This window comes from Bifidobacterium catenulatum PV20-2, assembly GCF_000800455.1.
GTDB lineage: Bacteria > Actinomycetota > Actinomycetes > Actinomycetales > Bifidobacteriaceae > Bifidobacterium > Bifidobacterium kashiwanohense_A.
This window is the reverse complement of the sequence record NZ_CP007456.1, coordinates 2189109-2206523: the sequence shown is the minus strand read 5'-3', so window position 1 is coordinate 2206523 and position 17415 is coordinate 2189109. Positions and strand designations below refer to the sequence as shown.

The window sequence follows — 17415 nt, the reverse complement described above, 5'->3', positions numbered from 1 at the left end:
TGACCGTTTGCACATCATGCAGCAAAAGCATGAGTCATAATTCAGTACTTAGGGGGTATTGGGATGATAGTTGGCGGAAAGAGGATTTGAGATAAGTGTTCACTTTGTGAAGGTGAGAGTTCACGTTTCGTTCGTCCAAAACGCCTCAGAAGTTGGTTTGCGAAATCTAGCGTGGAGATTGCAATACAGCACAGGCTGAAGAAAGAAGAAAAAGATGAGCGATCGAAAGGCTCTCAAAGGAGCGATTGTGGCAATCGCATCCGTAGCGACGCTCGGCGCGCTCGCCGCACCGGCACTCGCCAACGAAACTTCCACTTACAATTTGAACGGCAAGTCCGTTGCGGAACTGGCTCGGCACGGCGGCGCACAGCGCATTGCAGCTATCGGCAACGGCAGCGCCAAGAACGTCATCCTGTTCATCGGTGACGGCATGGGCGATTCCGAAATCACCGTCGCACGCGATTACCTGAAGGGTGCAAACGGCCATTTCGAAGGCCTCGACGCAGTCGGCCAGCCGGCAGGGCTCGGTGACGTCAATGCCGGTACCGGTCAGTACACCACCTTCTCGCTGGGCGGCAACAGCGGTGACAGTGCGGTTGGCAAGGATGACAAGGGCAACCTCAACGCCAATCCGAATCCGGGCAAACTTACCGGAGTGACCGATTCCTCCGCATCCGGCTCCGCATGGGCAACCGGCACCAAGACCTACAACAATGCTGTGGACGTCGACGTTTATGGCAACCCGCAGCTCAACCTGTTCGAACTCGCCAAGGCGGCGGGTAAAGCCACCGGCAATGTGACCACCGCCGAAATCCAAGACGCCACCCCGGCCGTGCTCGAATCGCACTCCACCGAGCGTGGCTGCTACGGCCCGCAGGGCAAGACTGACGGCCGCTCCAACGACGCGCTCAAGCGTTGCCTCGCCAACCAGCTTAAGGAAAACGGCGGCATCGGCTCCATTTCCGAGCAGCTGCTCGATACCCGCGCCGACGTGACCATCGGCGGCGGTTCCAAGTACTTCCGCCAGACCGTGCAAGGCGGCGAATACGCTGGCAAGACCGTGTGGGAGCAAGCCAAGGAAATGGGCTACCAGACCGTCGAGAACGATCCGGCTGCAATGAACGCGCTCGAATACAAGGAAGGCCAGCCGGTGCTCGCCCTGATGAGCGACGGCAACATGCCTACCAAGTTCAACCCATCCAAGGCCACCGCCAAGGACCCGGCCAAAGACGCCAACCCGACCGTATGCACCCCGAACGCCGGCTGGCTCGGCAACCAGGGCTCCTCGCTCGCTGACATGACCAAGAAGGCGCTCGATCTGCTCGAAGCTAACCCTGCCGGCGAGACGAATGGCTACTTCCTGCAGGTTGAAGGCGCTTCCATCGATAAGCAGGATCATGCCGGCAACGCTTGCGGCCAGATCGGTGAAACCGACGATTTCGATCAGGCCATCGCCTATGCCATGAAGAACGTTGACCTGAGCAACACTCTCGTGATCGTCACCGCCGACCACGCCCACACCTCCCAGATCCTCAACGCTCAGCCGGCTTACGCGCTCTCCACCGTGATCAAGACTGCTGACGGCAACAACATGGTCGTCTCCTACGGCACCGCTGAAGCTGATTCCCGCGATGAGGACGGAGGCTACAACGGTGGCGACATGGCTCACACCGGCACCCAACTGCGCATCGCCGCTTCCGGCCCCGGTGCCCAGCGAGTGATTGGCCTGACCGACCAGACCGACAACTTCTACACCATCGCCAACACCCTCGGCCTTGCCTCCACCTCCGATGCTCAGCAGTCGCTCTCCAACGACGCCAAGACCGAAGTCAAGCTCGCCGATGGCAAGTATGTGGCCGAATCCACCGGATTCAACGGCGACGCAGTGCTCTCCTACGAGCTCAAGGACAAGTCCGGCAACGTGGTCGCCGCTTCCGACAGCTCCACTCCGGTCTCCGGCGTGCGCGTCAAGACCGCTCAGACCACCGGCATCACGCTCGACAAGGTCATTGAAGGCAACGAGTATACGCTCACCGTCACTGGCCGCCAGTCCGGCAAGACCGTGACCGTCGACTTCCAGGCTCCGGCCCACGATTCCTCAGATGAGAAGCCGGGCGACGGTAAGAATGACGTGATCGCTTCCGGCAAGGTGAACAACAAGCCGAAGTCCGGTGTGCTCGGCAACACCGGTACCGCAATCACCATTGCCGCGCTTGCGATCGCCATGCTGGCCGCAATCGCGATGATCGTTAAAACCGCCAAGATCAGCCGCTGAAAATCTGAAGAGATTTGAAGATTGCAGTTGAAAACCATAGCTGAGGATTGAAAAACTGAAGATCGCAGATAAGATCCGGATCGCATGCATTGCAGTGTGGTCCGGATCTTATTTGCGATTTTCGGTTGCACTGGAGATTGCGTCCGGCAAAAAGTTGAGCGAAGAGAACTCAACTTTTTTGTAGATTTGGGAATAATCGCTTGCGATTCAAAGTTGAGTGGTGTAGGCTCAAGTTTTGGAAAGTCCGAGAGACGGCAAACCGAAACTCGGGCGAAAGAACGAACAGAACAGAAAACGCATAGCGAACCTATCTACAAAGGAGACAAGTTATGGGACGCGCAGTTGGCATCGATTTGGGTACTACTAATTCCTGCATCGCAACTCTTGAAGGTGGCCAGCCCACCGTTATCGTAAACGCTGAAGGCGCTCGCACCACGCCGTCCGTTGTGGCATTCAGCAAGTCCGGTGAAATCCTCGTCGGCGAAGTCGCCAAGCGTCAGGCTGTGACCAACGTCGACCGCACCATCAGCTCCGTCAAGCGCCACATGGGCACCGACTGGACCGTTGAAATCGACGGCAAGAAGTGGACTCCGCAGGAGATTTCCGCACAGGTGCTGATGAAGCTGAAGCGCGACGCCGAAGCCTACCTCGGCGAACCGGTCACCGACGCCGTGATCACCTGCCCGGCATACTTCAACGATGCTCAGCGTCAGGCCACTAAGGACGCCGGCACCATCGCAGGCCTGAACGTGCTGCGTATCATCAACGAGCCGACCGCAGCCGCACTGGCTTACGGCCTCGAAAAGGGCAAGGAAGACGAAACCATTTTGGTCTTCGACCTCGGTGGCGGCACCTTCGATGTGTCCCTGCTGGAGATCGGCAAGGATGACGACGGCTTCTCCACCATTCAGGTGCAGGCCACCAACGGCGACAACCACTTGGGCGGCGACGATTGGGATCAGAAGATTATCGACTGGCTCGTCGGCGAAGTCAAGAACAAGTACGGCATCAACCTGAGCAAGGATAAGATTGCCCTGCAGCGCCTGAAGGAAGCTGCAGAACAGGCCAAGAAGGAGCTGAGCTCCTCTTCGAGCACCTCCATCTCCATGCAGTACCTGGCCATGACCCCTGACGGCACTCCGGTGCATCTGGACGAAACCCTGACCCGTGCCCACTTCGAGAGCATGACCTCCGACCTGCTGGGTCGCTGCCGCACTCCGTTCAACAACGTGCTGCACGACGCTGGCATCGGTGTTTCCGACATCGACCACGTGGTGCTTGTCGGCGGTTCCACCCGTATGCCGGCCGTCAAGGAGCTCGTCAAGGAGCTCACCGGCGGTAAGGAAGCCAACCAGTCCGTGAACCCGGATGAAGTCGTGGCAGTCGGCGCAGCCGTGCAGTCCGGCGTCATCAAGGGCGACCGCAAGGACGTGCTGCTCATCGACGTGACCCCGCTGTCCCTCGGCATCGAAACCAAGGGTGGCATCATGACCAAGCTCATCGACCGTAACACCGCCATTCCGACCAAGCGTTCCGAAGTCTTCTCCACCGCTGAAGACAACCAGCCGTCCGTGCTCATTCAGGTTTACCAAGGCGAGCGTGAGTTCGCTCGCGACAACAAGCCGCTGGGCACCTTCGAGCTGACCGGCATCGCTCCGGCTCCGCGTGGCGTTCCGCAGATCGAAGTCACCTTCGACATCGACGCCAACGGTATCGTGCACGTGTCCGCCAAGGACAAGGGCACTGGCAAGGAACAGTCCATGACCATCACCGGCGGTTCCGGTCTGGGCAAGGACGAGATCGATCGCATGGTCAAGGAAGCCGAAGCCCACGAAGCCGAAGACAAGAAGCGCAAGGAAGACGCTGAAACCCGCAACCAGGCTGAATCCTTCGCCTATCAGACCGAGAAGCTCGTCAACGACAATAAGGACAAGCTCTCCGACGATGTGGCCAAGGAAGTCACCGACAAGGTCAACGAGCTCAAGGAAGCCCTGAAGGGTGAGGACATTGAGAAGATCAAGTCCGCCCAGAGCGAGCTGATGACCTCCGCACAGAAGATTGGCCAGGCCCTCTACGCACAGCAGGGTGCCGCCGACGCTGCGGGCGCCGCTGGTGCCGCAGGTGCTGCCGGTTCCGCTCCCGCTGACGACGACGTGGTTGACGCCGAAGTCGTGGACGATGACGACAAGGACAACAAGTAATCATGTCCGACTTCAACAAGGACGAATATCTGAACGACCTGCCCGACATGGACAACCTGTCCGGGCAGGCCGGCCCTGCAGCCGGTGCATCGCAGGAGTCGCAGAATAATGGCGATTCTGCAGCAACTGCATCTGCCGATTCCGCAGCTTCTGAAACTGCGGCAACGGCCGCGAACGCAGCATCTTCCGAATCGCAAGAAAACGGCGATGCCGCGGATAGTGCAACGCAAGATGGTGAAGATACGCTGACTCCACTTGGTCAGGCCAAGAAGGAAGCGGCGGAATATCTTGAAGCGCTCCAGCGTGAACGTGCGGAATTCATCAACTTCCGCAATCGTTCGCAGAAGGAACAGGAACGTTTCCGCCAACACGGCATCATCGACGTGCTGACCGCGCTGCTGCCGGCACTTGATGACATCGATCGCATTCGCGAACACAGCGAAATGGATGAGTCCTTCCAAGCCGTTTCCACCAAAATCGACAAGGCGTTCGAAAAGTTCGGCGTCGAGAAGTTCGGCGAAAAAGGTGAGGATTTCGACCCGACCAAGCATGACGCGATCCTGCACAAGCCGGATTCGCAGGCCGAGAAGGAAACCGTCGACACCGTGGTGGAAGCCGGCTATCGCATCGGCGACCGCGTGATTCGCGCGGCTCGCGTGGTTGTGGCCTCCCCGCAGAACTGAACGCAGTGACATTCGCGATTTCGATACCAATAACCGCAAAACAACACGCAGTGACATCAGCGACCTCGTGAAAGGAGGCACATCATGGCTGAGAATGAATGGCTGAGCAAGGATTTCTACAAGGTCCTCGGTGTCTCCAAAGACGCCACGGACGATGAGATCACCAAGGCGTACCGCAAGCTGGCACGTAAGTACCATCCTGATCTGAACAAGACCAAGGAGGCCGAGGAGAAGTTCAAAGACATTTCCGAAGCGTACGACGTGCTCAGCGACAAAGGCAACCGTCAGAAGTACGACGCCATCCGCCAGTTCGGTATGGGTGGCGCGCGCTTCGCCGGCGGTTCCGGTGCGGGCGGATTCGATGCGGGGGCTTTCTCCGACATCTTCGGATCGATGTTCGGCGGTGGCGCTGGGGCTGGAGCGTATGGCGCGGGCGGCAATGGTTCGCGCATCCGCTTCCAAACCGGCGGCGGCAACCCGAATATCAACGATATTTTCTCGATGTTCGGTGGCAGCGCTGGTGGGCCTGCCACCGGAAGCCCTTACGGGGGTGGCTACGAGCAGGCTGCGCAACCGGAAGACGGCGAGGACCGCAACTCCAAGATCAACTTGACCTTCCGCCAGGCGGTCAAAGGAGCGACGGTTTCGCTGTCTGCCGATGGCAAGAAGTTCAAAACGCATGTTCCGGCAGGCGTGCATGACGGGCAGAAGATCCGCATTTCAGGCAAGGGCAAGCCGGGCCGTAACGGCGGCAAAAACGGTGATTTGTACCTGCAGATCAGCGTTGCCGAAGATCCGAAATTCAGCCTGCGCAAGCGTGACATCATCATGGATTTGCCGATTACCGTCGGCCAGGCCGTAACGGGCGCGAAAGTGACTGCGAAAGACGTCGACGGCAACGAAGTCACCTTCAAAGTGCCGGCGGGCTCATCCAGCGGCACGGAAGTGCGTATTTCCGGCAAAGGCGTGGCCAACAGGCAGGGCGACGGCGATTTGGTCGGGCGCGTGCAGATTCGCATCCCCGACAGGCCAAGCCTGAAAGTCAAGCATGCGGCGAAGGAATTCGACAAGGAGTGCGGCGACTTCGCCGACGAACTTGCCAAGGAGCGCTGATCGCCATGGCGCGCGCATCTCGGACCTCCCAAGCCCGCGCGGCGCGGCAGGCCAAAATGCTGTACGACATGTGTGCGATGGCGATTGTGGCCGGCAGGGCCGATCTTGATGGGGCAGACGAAGTTGGTTTCGACATCGAACTGCCGATGTTCACGGTAGGCCGTGCCGGCGAACTCGCCAACGTGCACCCTCAAACACTTCGCCAGTACGATCGGCTTGGGCTTGTGGTGCCGCAGCGCACGGATGGCGGTGCCCGCCGTTACTCGCTGCGAGATATCGCCCGCCTTGCGAAAGCGCAGCAGCTGAGCCAGGAAGAGGGCATCAATCTGGCCGGTGTCGCACGGATTCTTTCCCTGGAGGAGGAGAACCGCGAGCTGCGCCGCCAGGTCGAGCGTCTGCGCAAGCCGGCCGGCTCCAGCGTGTTCGCAGCCGATGCGGACGGCGACATTGTGGAGATCGAACGTTCCCGCCGTGCGCGCATGTGGCGCAGGCAGATTCAGGTCAATACCCGGCAGCTACCATCGCGTGAGTCCATGGAGTCCGCGCGTGTCGCGGCCGACGCGTACAACACGCCCAATAGAGGTGTCGCGCGCGAAAACGAGGGTGTTCAGAGGGGCCAACCCGCTTCAGATCCCGTTTCTAGGTCAATCGTGCTTTGGGGAATTGACTGATTTTCGGAAAAAATACTGAAAATATTTAAAAACAGGCACATCTTGCAACAGATGTGCCTGTTTTGTTATATAATTTCGCCAAATGCGTTGTTTTCTGCGACGATGTCATCGTTGTGGGAAATGATGTTGAGTATCCGCGTTCTAACTGTCATTCTTCCGGTTATTAAGGTGCTTCGGTGAAAGATGGGTCTCCTTTTCCATGAGAAATCATGGGGGGGGGTAAGATATGCGGCAAGAACAGGAAAGGTTAGGAGCGTACAGTGCCAAGAGTTGCGTTCACCGCTAAGACCCGTAAGTATCTCGGGTCTCTGGATGCCGTGGAATCGGTCACCCAATATCGTATTTGCTACTCCAAGGAGTTTCGCGACGACTGCATGCGCAGGTATGCCGAAGGTGGCTCGCCTGCCGCGATCTTCCGCGAGGCAGGGCTTGATCCGAAGATCATCGGCTACAAGCGCGTGGAACGTTGCATCGCCCGCTGGAAGGCGGAAAATGCGGAAAAGGCCGCGGAAGCCGCTGGAGAAAACAAGGAGAACCAGGGAGAGTAGATTTCGAATCTTCCGATAGAGGCGAATTTTTCGAATGTCATGGGTTGCGGCAATGGGGGTTGCCTGTAGTACTTGAGACGGATTATTTCGCAGACGTGAGTTATTGCGTTGATGTGGGAAGCGCTCGGATGAAAGAACGTCCGGGCGCTTTTCGTTTGCCGTCTTGCCGCTCTGCTGAAATGGCAGTGGAAATCGCGATGGACGGCGCCGCGCGTAAATCCGGTGCTCTGAGTCCGACGGTCGTAAGGAAGGAACATCATGACCGAGTCGAACCTGATGATCAAGGCTGTGTTTTGGGATATGGACGGTACTCTGATCGATTCCGAACCGTACTGGCATGAGGGGGAGATGAAAATCGCAGCCGCGCACGGCGGGTATTGGGATGAGGAGCTTGCCTGGCAGGGTTCGGGCACGCCGGTTCCGGATGTGGCTCGCCGTATGGTGGAGCATGGTTGCCAGCTGTCAATCGAGGAGATCGGTCAAGGCATGATCGATTATGTAGCTCAGAAGGAATTCGAGCGCATTCCGTGGATCGAAGGCGTGGAGGACGTGCTTGTTGCGTTGCGTGATGCGGGTGTTCCTTCGATGCTGGTCACCACGTCGCCGAGTCATCTTGCGGAGAATCTGGTTGCGCAGGCACCGGACGGTGCGTTCGCGGGCTACGTGTGCGGCGACGACGATGTTGAGAAGAAGCCTTCTCCGGCCCCGTACTTGGAGGCTGGCCGCCGCCTGGGCGTCGCGCCGGAAGATATGAAGTACTGCATTGCGGTCGAAGATTCCATGTCTGGTTTGCGTTCGGCTGTCGCTTCCGGTGCGACGACGATTGGCCAGACCGGATTCATGCAGATCGACAATTCCAACGGCCCGCAGTTCGCTTCGATCAAGGGGTATGAGGGCATCGACGTGGCCTCGCTTGACGCATTCGTACGTCAGCGCACGTCTCAAGCCTAAATTTGCGCCTTATCTCGCTTATATATGGCAGATATATGAGTTCGGGGGTGTTTGGCGAGGATTGGTTGGTTGGTGACCGACATGTCTGGGTTGCATGAGTAAAGAAAAAGCCCGCTGCGGTGGAATGAATGCAGCGGGCTTAGTGGAGCCGACGGTAGTCGAAACCGCGACCTCTTCGATGCGAACGAAGCGCTCTACCAACTGAGCTACGGCCCCATGTCTTAAGACAACTCTCGTGATTCTAGTACGAGGTCTGTACTAATGCAATTTCCGATAGTCGCGTGTTGCCATGATTCCTATGAAAAGCATACGAAAACGGCGCCTTCCGAATAATCGAAAGACGCCGTTTTCGCCAAGAAAAGAAGAAAGACGAAAGATCAGGCTTCTACGGCTGCGGTATCGGCTTTCTTCTTACCGAACTTAGCCTTGAGCAGGCCGACGATCGTAGGAATCAGCGACAGCACGAGAATCGCAATGATGACCAGCTCGAAATGCTTCTGCACGGCCGGAATGCCACCGAAGAAGTAGCCGAGCAGCGTGAACAGGGTGGACCAGCACAGGCCGCCGAGCACGGAGAACGGGGTGAAACGGCTCCAACGCATGCCGGAAATGCCGGAAATGAACGGCATGAACGTGCGGATGAACGGGAAGAAACGGCCGAGGAACACGGCGAGCGGGCCCCACTTTTCGATCATGCCTTCGGTTTTGGCGAGGCGTTCGGGGGTCATGGCCTTGACTTTGCCGGATTCGATGATGCGACGGCCGAAGAAATGGCCGATCCAGTAGTTGCACTGATCGCCGATGATCGGCGCGCACCAGACCACGGGCAGCAGCGCGAACAGCGGCAGCGCGGAAACGCCGGTCTGGGCGTCGGGCGCGGCGAAGAAGCCGGCGGCGAACAGTAGGGAGTCGCCCGGCAGGAACGGGAAGAACACGACGCCGGTTTCGACGAACACGATCAGGAAGATGAAACCAAGCGTGGGGGCGACGCCCATGGAGATCCAGCCGGCGATCGCGGTGCGTGGATCCTTGAGCAGATTAATGAAGAAGTTGATAATTCCCATGGAATGCTCTCTGTGAGTACCTTACATCTATACGTTCAAAATTACGTGGTTCAGGCTGCCTTTGGCGGTTGGCCTGAACTTCCGCACGCCTGCGGAACCAATGTCAGCCTACCAGTGGCCCTCTAATGCAGCGCCTAGTAACGCCCGACGGGTGGCAAATCTGCACAAACAGGCGCAAAGTGTCAACTGCGGTCGGCGTTTGTTTCTTTTGACGGCTGGCTTTGGGTGGCTGTGTTGCGCGACTGGGAGATTTTGCCCGGGCGACCGCACGATTTCAAAAAGGGTAGATTTTCAAATGAACTGCCTCCCATTTTTTTGGGCAACAGAAAGTGGGAGGCAGTTCATTTTCCTTTGCGTTGGATAGGCTGAAGGCATGGAACGCATGAATGAGCGCGAATGCGAAGACAAGCGCGAACGTGAAGATGAAAACGCAGACGGCGATGCGGGACTTGACGCTCTCGTGCGCGGAACCAACGTTCCGCAAGGCACGGTCGTGCTGGCGGCCACGCCGATCGGCAATACTGCCGACGCGTCCGCACGCCTCATTGCACTGCTGGAGCGCGCCGACATCGTCGCAGCCGAAGACACCCGCCGTCTCTATGCGCTCGCCAACCGTCTTGGCGTGCATGTGAATGGCCGCGTGGTGGCCTACCACGATCATAACGAGCGAGACAAGTCCGATGGCCTGCTTGACCAGGTGGAAACCGGTGCGACCGTGCTGGTCGTGTCCGACGCGGGCATGCCGACCATCAACGATCCGGGCTTGGCGATTGTGCGTCGCGCCATCGAACGCGGCCTGCCCGTCACCTGCGCTCCCGGCCCGTCCGCCGTACTGGACGCGCTGTGCCTGTCAGGCCTGCCGACCGACCGATTCTGCTACGAAGGGTTCCTGCCCCGCAAGCATTCCGAACGCGTGCAATACTTGCGCACGTTGCGTTCGGAGCGCCGCACCATTGTGTTTTACGAGACGTTGCATCGCATCGACGAGGCCATGGCCGACTTGCTTGACGTGTTCGGTCCGAACCGCAAGATGGCGCTTTGCCGCGAACTTACCAAGGATTTCGAGCAGATTCGCCGCGGAACCATCGCACAGATTCGCCAAAGCGTGATCGACGAGCCTCCGCGCGGTGAAATGGTGTTGGTCGTCGCCGGTGCTTCCGAAGAGGAGGCCGATGCCGCGGCCCCCGCGTCGCTGAGCATAGAAGACTTGGCGGTACTGTCGATCGACCGTGCGCGGGAAGACAATCTGCGTATCAAAGACGCGATTTCGCAAGTCGTTGCCGAGCACCCCCTTGCGGACGGTTCGCTCGCCAATCGCAAGCAGGTCTACAACACGGTTCTTGCCATGAAAGAGTAGGCTTTTCGCATTGTTTGCCGTTTGGCGATCGCTTGTCGCATAATCGCTTGCCGTGCGATTGCCCGCTGCGTACTTGCGATTGCGTTATTGCGTTGCAATCACTTGCGGTCACGCTACTTTAGCCCTCATACGCAATCGCATCTAATGTGCGCGATTCCAACGATTCCAGCAATATTTGCAGGGAACGTGCCACATCCGGTCCGCCGACTTGCGCAAGATATTCCAGCATCGCAGGTGTTGCGGAAGGATTGGCAATCAGCCATTTGCGCAGTTGAGGCGCGTACTCCGCGATATGCCAGAGCACGTCCTGTGGAGTGCCAGGACTGCATGCCACCAGCGGCGTCAACGGAATCGGAGGAGATGGCGGTTCGACCAGCGGTTTCGGTCGCGGCTTGGGCTGGTATGACGGCGGTTCGCGGCGCGTGCGATACGCATGGCGATGCGTGCGATTCCGTGCATGCCGTCGTGTTGCCCGGTGCGCTTTGCGGCTTTCACCCGGCTTGCGTTTTTCGCGGATTCCGAACGGTCCGCGGGACCTGCCGGTGTCGTCCGATTGGCGTGGGCCTCCCAAGCCACGTTCGCGAGCTTTGCTCCAGCGGTGCTCATGTGCTTTGCGCCTGCCGTGCGCCTTATGCCTGCTATGCGCCGCGCACATATTCGGCATCCCTACGGTTCTTACGGTCTTCGCAATCCTTACGGTTCCCGTGTTCGTAACCTCCGCCGTCAATCGCAAGAATGTAATTCCGTGCCTGCGGAGCGTTGCGAATATGCTTCGCATCTTCCATGATCTGCATACAATCGTTGGAACGAAAATGAAATTCCTGCATAAGCATGCAGATGATTTCGGAAACCTTCGATTCCGTTTCGGGGGCGCAGTTCAGAGCTAGATCACATGCGGTGCGAACGGGTGTGGTCACGGTGATCGGGCCGACCTTAATGGTGTGCTCGGATGGTGCGAAACGGTTGAAAACGTTGATTTTTCGCCCGTATCGCAGCGTTCTGTAGTGGGCTTTCGCGATGATGTCTATGGAGTCGGGGAACGCGCCTCCCAGCCAGACCCATGCGGCGGTGCGCGCACATGCCACGGAACGACTTGGCAATAGTGTCGCGATGATGCATGCCCGCCCGTACAACGTGTCCGAATCATGGCTTGAGTAGGCGTTCGCGCTGTCGAGCTTGCACAGCGCGCCGGATGAGGCCAACAGGTTCAGGCACATCGGTCCCGGAAGGTCGGCGCTGCCCAGAAGGGGTGGTGAAGTGTCCATGGCGGTACAGTAGCGAATCCGATTCCTTCCTCGCCACTTTCCCCGAAAATCTGTGGATATGTGGAAAATGATTGTCGCGCAATGCAACAATGTGAATAAATCGACAGATATTCAAACAATCGAAATCAACGATCGCACGTCAGTCCTCCAATAAAAATCCGACTACCGAAATACATTGAAAATGCGGGATATGGCGGTTTGTATAATCAGGCACCATGAGTCATATTTTGGTGAATGTTGCTTGGCCGTATGCTAACGGCCCCCGTCATATCGGTCACGTCGCCGGCTTCGGCGTGCCCTCCGACGTGTACGCGCGCTACGAGCGCATGAAGGGCAATGACGTGCTGATGGTGTCTGGCACCGACGAGCACGGCACCCCGATTCTGGTGGAAGCCGACAAGGAAGGCGTCAGCGCACAGGAGCTCGCCAACCGTTACAACCGTGTGATCGCCAAGGATCTGTGCGATCTTGGCTTGAGCTATGACCTGTTCACGCGCACTACCACCGGCAACCACGAGCAGGTGGTGCAGGAACTGTTCAAGCAGTGCCTTGCCAACGGCTACATCTACAAGGGCACCCAGAAGGTCGCCATCTCGCCGTCCACCGGCCGCACCCTGCCTGACCGTTACATCGAAGGCACCTGCCCGATCTGCGGTGCAGACGGCGCCCGCGGTGACCAGTGCGACGCCTGCGGCAACGAACTTGACCCAGACGAGCTTCTTAACCCCGTTTCCAAGATCAACGGCGAAACCCCGCGTTTTGAGGAAACCGAACACTTCTTCCTCGACCTGCCGGCGCTCGCCGAAGCCAATCTCGCATGGCTGAAGACCCGCGAAGGTTGGCGTACCAACGTCATTAACTTCTCCATCGGTTTGTTCAAGGAGGTCAAGCCACGTGCCATCACGCGTGACATCGACTGGGGCATTCCCGTTCCGGTTGCCGGCTGGATCGACAATCCGAACAAGAAGCTGTACGTGTGGTTCGACGCTGTGATCGGCTACCTGTCGGCATCCATCGAATGGGCTCGCCGCAAGGGCGATCCGGAAGCGTGGCGCGCATGGTGGAACGATCCGGAAACTCCGGGCTACTACTTCATGGGCAAAGACAACATCACGTTCCACTCCCAGATCTGGCCGTCCGAAATGCTCGGCTATAACGGCCAGGGATCCAAGGGCGGCGAAACAGGTAAGCTTGGCCCGTTGAACATGCCGGAGCAGGTTGTGGCTTCTGAGTTCATGACCATGGAAGGCAAGAAGTTCTCGTCTTCCCGCGGCATTGTCATTTATGTGAAGGATATTCTCGCCCGTTACCCTGTGGACGCCGTGCGCTACTACATTTCCGTGGCCGGCCCGGAAAGCTCCGATTCCGACTTCACATGGGCTGAGTTCGTGCGCCACAACAACGAGGAGCTTGCCGCTTCCTGGGGCAATCTCGTCAACCGTGTGGCCAACCTGATGAACAAGAACTTCGGTGAGATTCCGGCGCTCGACGAGAACGAAATGACCGATGAGGATCGCGCTCTGCTGAGCGAAACCAAGGCCGCGTTCAACACGGTCGGTTCGCTGATCGAGAACCATCGTCAGAAGAACGCGTTGAGCGAAGCCATGCGCGTGGTCGGCGACATCAACAAGTACATTTCCGCCACTGAACCGTGGAAGATCAAGGACAATCCGGCTCGCCTCGGCACCGTGCTGCACGTTGCCGCCCAGGCCGTGTCTGACGCGAACCACCTGCTGGCCCCGTTCCTGCCGCATTCCGCGCAGAAGGTGTGGGAGGCTCTTGGTGGCTCGGGCACGTTCTCACCGCTGCCGCGTTTGGAAGAGGTTGAGGATCTCGACAAGCCGGGCTTCATGTACCCGATCATCACCGGCGACTACAAGCTGGGCGAAACCGTGCATCCGTGGGCTTCCGAGCCGATCGTGGTCGGCACTCCGGTGCCGAAGCCGCATCCGATTTTCGCGAAGATTCCGCCGGAGGCCGTTGAAGAGGAGCTTGCCCGCTTCGATTCCGAACTGAAGGCTCGTCGTGAGGCTGAAGCGGCTCGTCTTGCCGCTGAAAAGGCTAAGCTGGAAGGCTGATTCAGCTGATATATTTCAGATGATTTGCTTGATTGCCGGTGCAGGAACTTACGAAGTTCCTGCACCGGCTTTTTATATCTGATTGTGCATATCTGACGGTGTAATCCAGATTGCATCGATTTCGAATCCGTAACAATCGCCATCTCTCTTCGCCATTCCTCTCGTTACAATGGGGAAGTTGAGGGAAATGCGATGCTGCAGGGAGGACTCTTATGTTGGACGTCAAGCGAGTGCTGAAAGCCGCGCCTACGAAAATGCGTTCTCAGGAGCCGCTGCAGCAGTTGTGGACGCCGTGGGGTGAGCAGATCGCCAGCGAATGGCTGTCTTCCAACGCGGCACACAAAGCGTTCTGCCCTGCGAAAGATGGTGAACGCAAACTGGAAAACGGCCGCACGCCAATCCTGAACGAACATCCGCGCCCAACCATGGTGCGTAGCAATCACACTATGCTCAACGGATTCTGGGATTACGCGATCGTATCCATTCCCGAAAGCGACAATGGCCCGAAATGGCGCAAATCCGCGACTGCACTCACCCGTGACGAAGCGGTGCAGGCAGTGAAGGAAACGGCCATTCCCGAAACGTTCGACGGTAAGATTTTGGTGCCCTTTTCGCCGGAATCCGCGCTTTCCGGCGTACATCAAACGATTTATCCCGACAATATGATCTGGTATCGCACGATTGTGCACCCTGTCACGCTTGGGGGAGAGGAAGCGGTTCGGCAGATCGGGGATGCGAATCGTTTGATTCTGCATTTCGAAGCGGTTGATTACGTGTGTGCCTGCTTTATCGACGGGCAGTTTGCAGGAGCGCATGTCGGGGGCTATCTGCCGTTCGATGTTGATATTTCGGCATTTGTCGATCCCGATGATGCTTTCGAGATTGCGTTGTGCGTGTATGATCCGAACGATTCGGGCACGCAGATGCGCGGTAAACAGAAGATCGAACGCGAGGGTATTTGGTACACCGCGCAAAGCGGTATTTGGCAGAGCGTGTGGATGGAGATCGTGCCGGAGGCGTACATGCAGACGCTCACGCTGAAGGGCGCTGCGGATGGCAGACTGTTCATTCGCGCGGAAATCGGCGGAGACAAGCCGAACGCTAAACTGCATATCGTCGTAACGGATCCTGCGGATGGCGCGATTGTTGCGGATGAGCGGTTTGCGGCCGGCATGCGCAAGGTGCGTACGGAAATCGCAACGCGGGCCGAGCACTTATGGTCGCCTGAAGATCCGTATTTGTATGACATGACGGCGACGTTGGAATTTGGCGCTGCGAAATCGCAAGAAAAGCAGGATATTGTGCGCTCGTATTGCGCATTCCGCACGGTTGAAATCAAGCCTGATTTGAAGGGTGTTGCGCGATTCCATCTCAACGGCAAACCGCTGTTCCTCAAGGGTGTGCTCGACCAGGGGTATTGGCCGGACGGCTTGATGACTGCGCCGAGCGACGAAGCGCTGATTCACGACATAATCGCCATGAAGGAATCCGGTTTCAATATGCTGCGTAAGCATATCAAAATTGAGTCCGCACGCTGGTACTACCATTGCGACCGCCTCGGCATGCTCGTATGGCAGGACGCGGTGTCGGGCGGCGGCGAATATAACGCGTGGACCACGAATCGCAAGCCGACGCTCGTGCGCACCACGTGGAACAAGTACCGCGACGACACGGCGAAGCATTTCGCGGCGCTTGGTGCAGACGATTCGACGTACCGCCGTGACTGGTCGCGCACTTGCGATGCCATGGTGCACATGCTTGCCGGCCACCCGTCGATTGTTGCGTGGGTGCTTTTCAACGAGGGTTGGGGACAGTTCAACGCATGTGATGCGGCAGAACGCATTCACGCGCTTGACCCGACGCGCCCGATTGACGCTACAAGCGGTTGGTACGACCAGCGTTGCGGCGACTTCCATAGTGTGCACAACTACTTCCGTCCGCTGGAAATCTACCCTGATAAGGGGCCGTTGCGCGGGTATGTGGCCGAATATGAGAAGAGGCACAAAAGGCGTCGTCGTGCCGCGCATTATGCGGTGTTGCCGGTGGCGCAGCATGGCGTTCGTGCGTTCATGATTTCGGAATTTGGTGGATTAGCGCAGTTGGTGGCCGATCATGCCGCGGTTTCGCGAGCTTACGGTTATGGCGAGTACGATTCGATTGAGGATTGGCGCGCTGCCGTCCGTTCCGTGCTTGCTTCGGCGGAATCGTTGGAATCACGCGGATTGGCGGGCTACGTGTACACGCAGGTTTCCGACGTCGAAGAAGAGCTCAACGGCCTCTTGACCTACGATCGCCGTCTCAACAAATTCGTGCAATGATTCGCCAAGATTGAGCGTGCGGTCATGGAGGCCATGGCGGTCATGGAAGTGTTCTGCTTCTTGCGTTTCGGCGGAGTGTTCGGTACGTTGGAAACGGCGGTCGTTATGACTGCGCTATGCAAAGCGATCCAGAGCGGGGCGTGGTAAGGATACGTTGGCCGCACTAATCAAAGGGGGTCTTATGACCGTGAATCATGTTCCAGAAGCACCACAGTCCGCAAGTGGTGATTATGCATGGCTGGGAGCTGAGCCGGGTTCTGTCGCCGATCAGCTGTACATGTCGGCTGCCGATGAATGGAATCAGGCCATCAATTCACGTTTTGTGAATGAAATGCTGGATGATACGCTTCCGGAATCGATTTTGAAGTCTTATTTAATTCAGGATTTCAAATTCTTTAATCAAGGCATTATGTCGCATGCAATTGAACTTGCGCCACGTCAGGAAACCAAAGATATGCTGGCAAAACAATCGCAATGGTTTGCTGATAATGAGGCAACATATTTTACGGGATTCCTTAAGGAATATGGAATTACTGATGAAGAATACAATAATTCCGAGCAAACTCCGGCAAATCGCGAGTATTGCGAATATCTCACCAAGCTGGTTCAGGGCACGTGGGAAGAACTGATCACCGCACTATGCTGCATGGAATGGATCTATCTCGATTGGGCCAAGCGCACCATCGACGCGGGTGTTATTCAGCAGATTCCGGCGCACAAAGGCTGGGTTGATTTGCATGAAGGCGATCATTTTCGCGCTTGGACGGGCCGCCTGATCGCGCTCGTCAACGAATACGCGTCGGTGGATGGCTCGGAAGCCGACGTGTTCCGTACTATCGTGCATCTCGAACGTCGCTTCTTTGAGGATTCCTACCCGCAGCAGTGAGTGGA

At 57.6% G+C, this 17415-nt stretch carries 15 protein-coding genes and 1 tRNA gene; 11 read left to right on the top strand and 5 right to left on the bottom strand.

Translation table 11 applies throughout. The features are described 5' to 3' along the window. Positions 1 to 214: 214 nt before the first annotated feature. The 7 genes from phoA (at position 215) to AH68_RS09400 (ending at position 8442) form a co-directional block, all read left to right on the top strand. Entirely contained in the window at positions 215 to 2275 is a 2061-nt protein-coding gene (gene phoA / locus AH68_RS09430) for an alkaline phosphatase (protein WP_039199472.1), read from the top strand. Positions 2276 to 2604: 329 nt separating this feature from the next. After that, entirely contained in the window at positions 2605 to 4476 is a 1872-nt protein-coding gene (gene dnaK / locus AH68_RS09425) for a molecular chaperone DnaK (RefSeq protein ID WP_039199471.1), read from the top strand. A gap of 2 nt (positions 4477 to 4478) precedes the next feature. Beyond that, positions 4479 to 5159, top strand: coding sequence for a nucleotide exchange factor GrpE (gene grpE / locus AH68_RS09420; protein WP_039199470.1), 681 nt, complete (start codon positions 4479 to 4481; stop codon positions 5157 to 5159). An 84-nt stretch (positions 5160 to 5243) separates the two neighbouring features. Further along, positions 5244 to 6272, top strand: coding sequence for a DnaJ C-terminal domain-containing protein (locus AH68_RS09415; RefSeq protein ID WP_039199468.1), 1029 nt, complete (start codon positions 5244 to 5246; stop codon positions 6270 to 6272). A 5-nt stretch (positions 6273 to 6277) separates the two neighbouring features. Continuing rightward, positions 6278 to 6943 (top strand): heat shock protein transcriptional repressor HspR, encoded by a 666-nt coding sequence (locus tag AH68_RS09410; RefSeq protein ID WP_039199467.1) that lies wholly within the window; start codon positions 6278 to 6280, stop codon positions 6941 to 6943. Between the two features lie 260 nt (positions 6944 to 7203). Then, the gene (locus AH68_RS09405) at positions 7204 to 7491 is read left to right on the top strand and encodes a hypothetical protein (RefSeq protein WP_033501772.1); all 288 of its coding nucleotides are present in this window, start codon (positions 7204 to 7206) and stop codon (positions 7489 to 7491) included. Between the two features lie 258 nt (positions 7492 to 7749). Beyond that, positions 7750 to 8442, top strand: a complete 693-nt coding sequence (locus tag AH68_RS09400; RefSeq protein WP_039199466.1) for an HAD family hydrolase — start codon at positions 7750 to 7752, stop codon at positions 8440 to 8442. Positions 8443 to 8585: 143 nt separating this feature from the next. Here AH68_RS09400 and AH68_RS09395 read toward each other — a convergent pair. Both AH68_RS09395 and AH68_RS09390 read right to left on the bottom strand, forming a co-directional pair. Further along, positions 8586 to 8658, bottom strand: a tRNA-Ala gene (locus tag AH68_RS09395). A gap of 161 nt (positions 8659 to 8819) precedes the next feature. After that, entirely contained in the window at positions 8820 to 9506 is a 687-nt protein-coding gene (locus tag AH68_RS09390; protein ID WP_039199465.1) for a DedA family protein, read from the bottom strand. A 373-nt stretch (positions 9507 to 9879) separates the two neighbouring features. Between AH68_RS09390 and rsmI the strand changes: the two genes are divergently transcribed. Next, positions 9880 to 10863, top strand: a complete 984-nt coding sequence (rsmI, locus tag AH68_RS09385) for a 16S rRNA (cytidine(1402)-2'-O)-methyltransferase (protein ID WP_039199463.1) — start codon at positions 9880 to 9882, stop codon at positions 10861 to 10863. Positions 10864 to 10981: 118 nt separating this feature from the next. On the opposite strand, the gene AH68_RS09380 is transcribed toward rsmI, so the two are convergent. The 3 genes from AH68_RS09380 to AH68_RS09375 are packed head-to-tail and all read right to left on the bottom strand — an operon-like array spanning position 10982 to position 12128. Next, positions 10982 to 11197, bottom strand: a complete 216-nt coding sequence (locus AH68_RS09380; RefSeq protein ID WP_236682409.1) for a variant leucine-rich repeat-containing protein — start codon at positions 11195 to 11197, stop codon at positions 10982 to 10984. A gap of 8 nt (positions 11198 to 11205) precedes the next feature. After that, a complete protein-coding gene (locus AH68_RS10850) occupies positions 11206 to 11469 on the bottom strand; it encodes a hypothetical protein (RefSeq protein WP_162473491.1) in 264 nt (87 codons plus the stop codon). A 32-nt stretch (positions 11470 to 11501) separates the two neighbouring features. Then, entirely contained in the window at positions 11502 to 12128 is a 627-nt protein-coding gene (locus AH68_RS09375; protein WP_039199461.1) for a hypothetical protein, read from the bottom strand. A gap of 215 nt (positions 12129 to 12343) precedes the next feature. Between AH68_RS09375 and metG the strand changes: the two genes are divergently transcribed. The 3 genes from metG to AH68_RS09360 all read left to right on the top strand — a co-directional run bounded on the left by metG (position 12344) and on the right by AH68_RS09360 (position 17410). Continuing rightward, positions 12344 to 14206: a methionine--tRNA ligase gene (gene metG, locus AH68_RS09370; protein WP_039199459.1), complete on the top strand. Its 1863-nt coding sequence runs from the start codon at positions 12344 to 12346 to the stop codon at positions 14204 to 14206. A 212-nt stretch (positions 14207 to 14418) separates the two neighbouring features. Next, positions 14419 to 16524, top strand: a complete 2106-nt coding sequence (locus AH68_RS09365) for a glycoside hydrolase family 2 protein (RefSeq protein WP_039199457.1) — start codon at positions 14419 to 14421, stop codon at positions 16522 to 16524. Positions 16525 to 16705: 181 nt separating this feature from the next. Beyond that, the gene (locus tag AH68_RS09360; protein ID WP_039199455.1) at positions 16706 to 17410 is read left to right on the top strand and encodes a TenA family protein; all 705 of its coding nucleotides are present in this window, start codon (positions 16706 to 16708) and stop codon (positions 17408 to 17410) included. Positions 17411 to 17415: the final 5 nt, after the last annotated feature.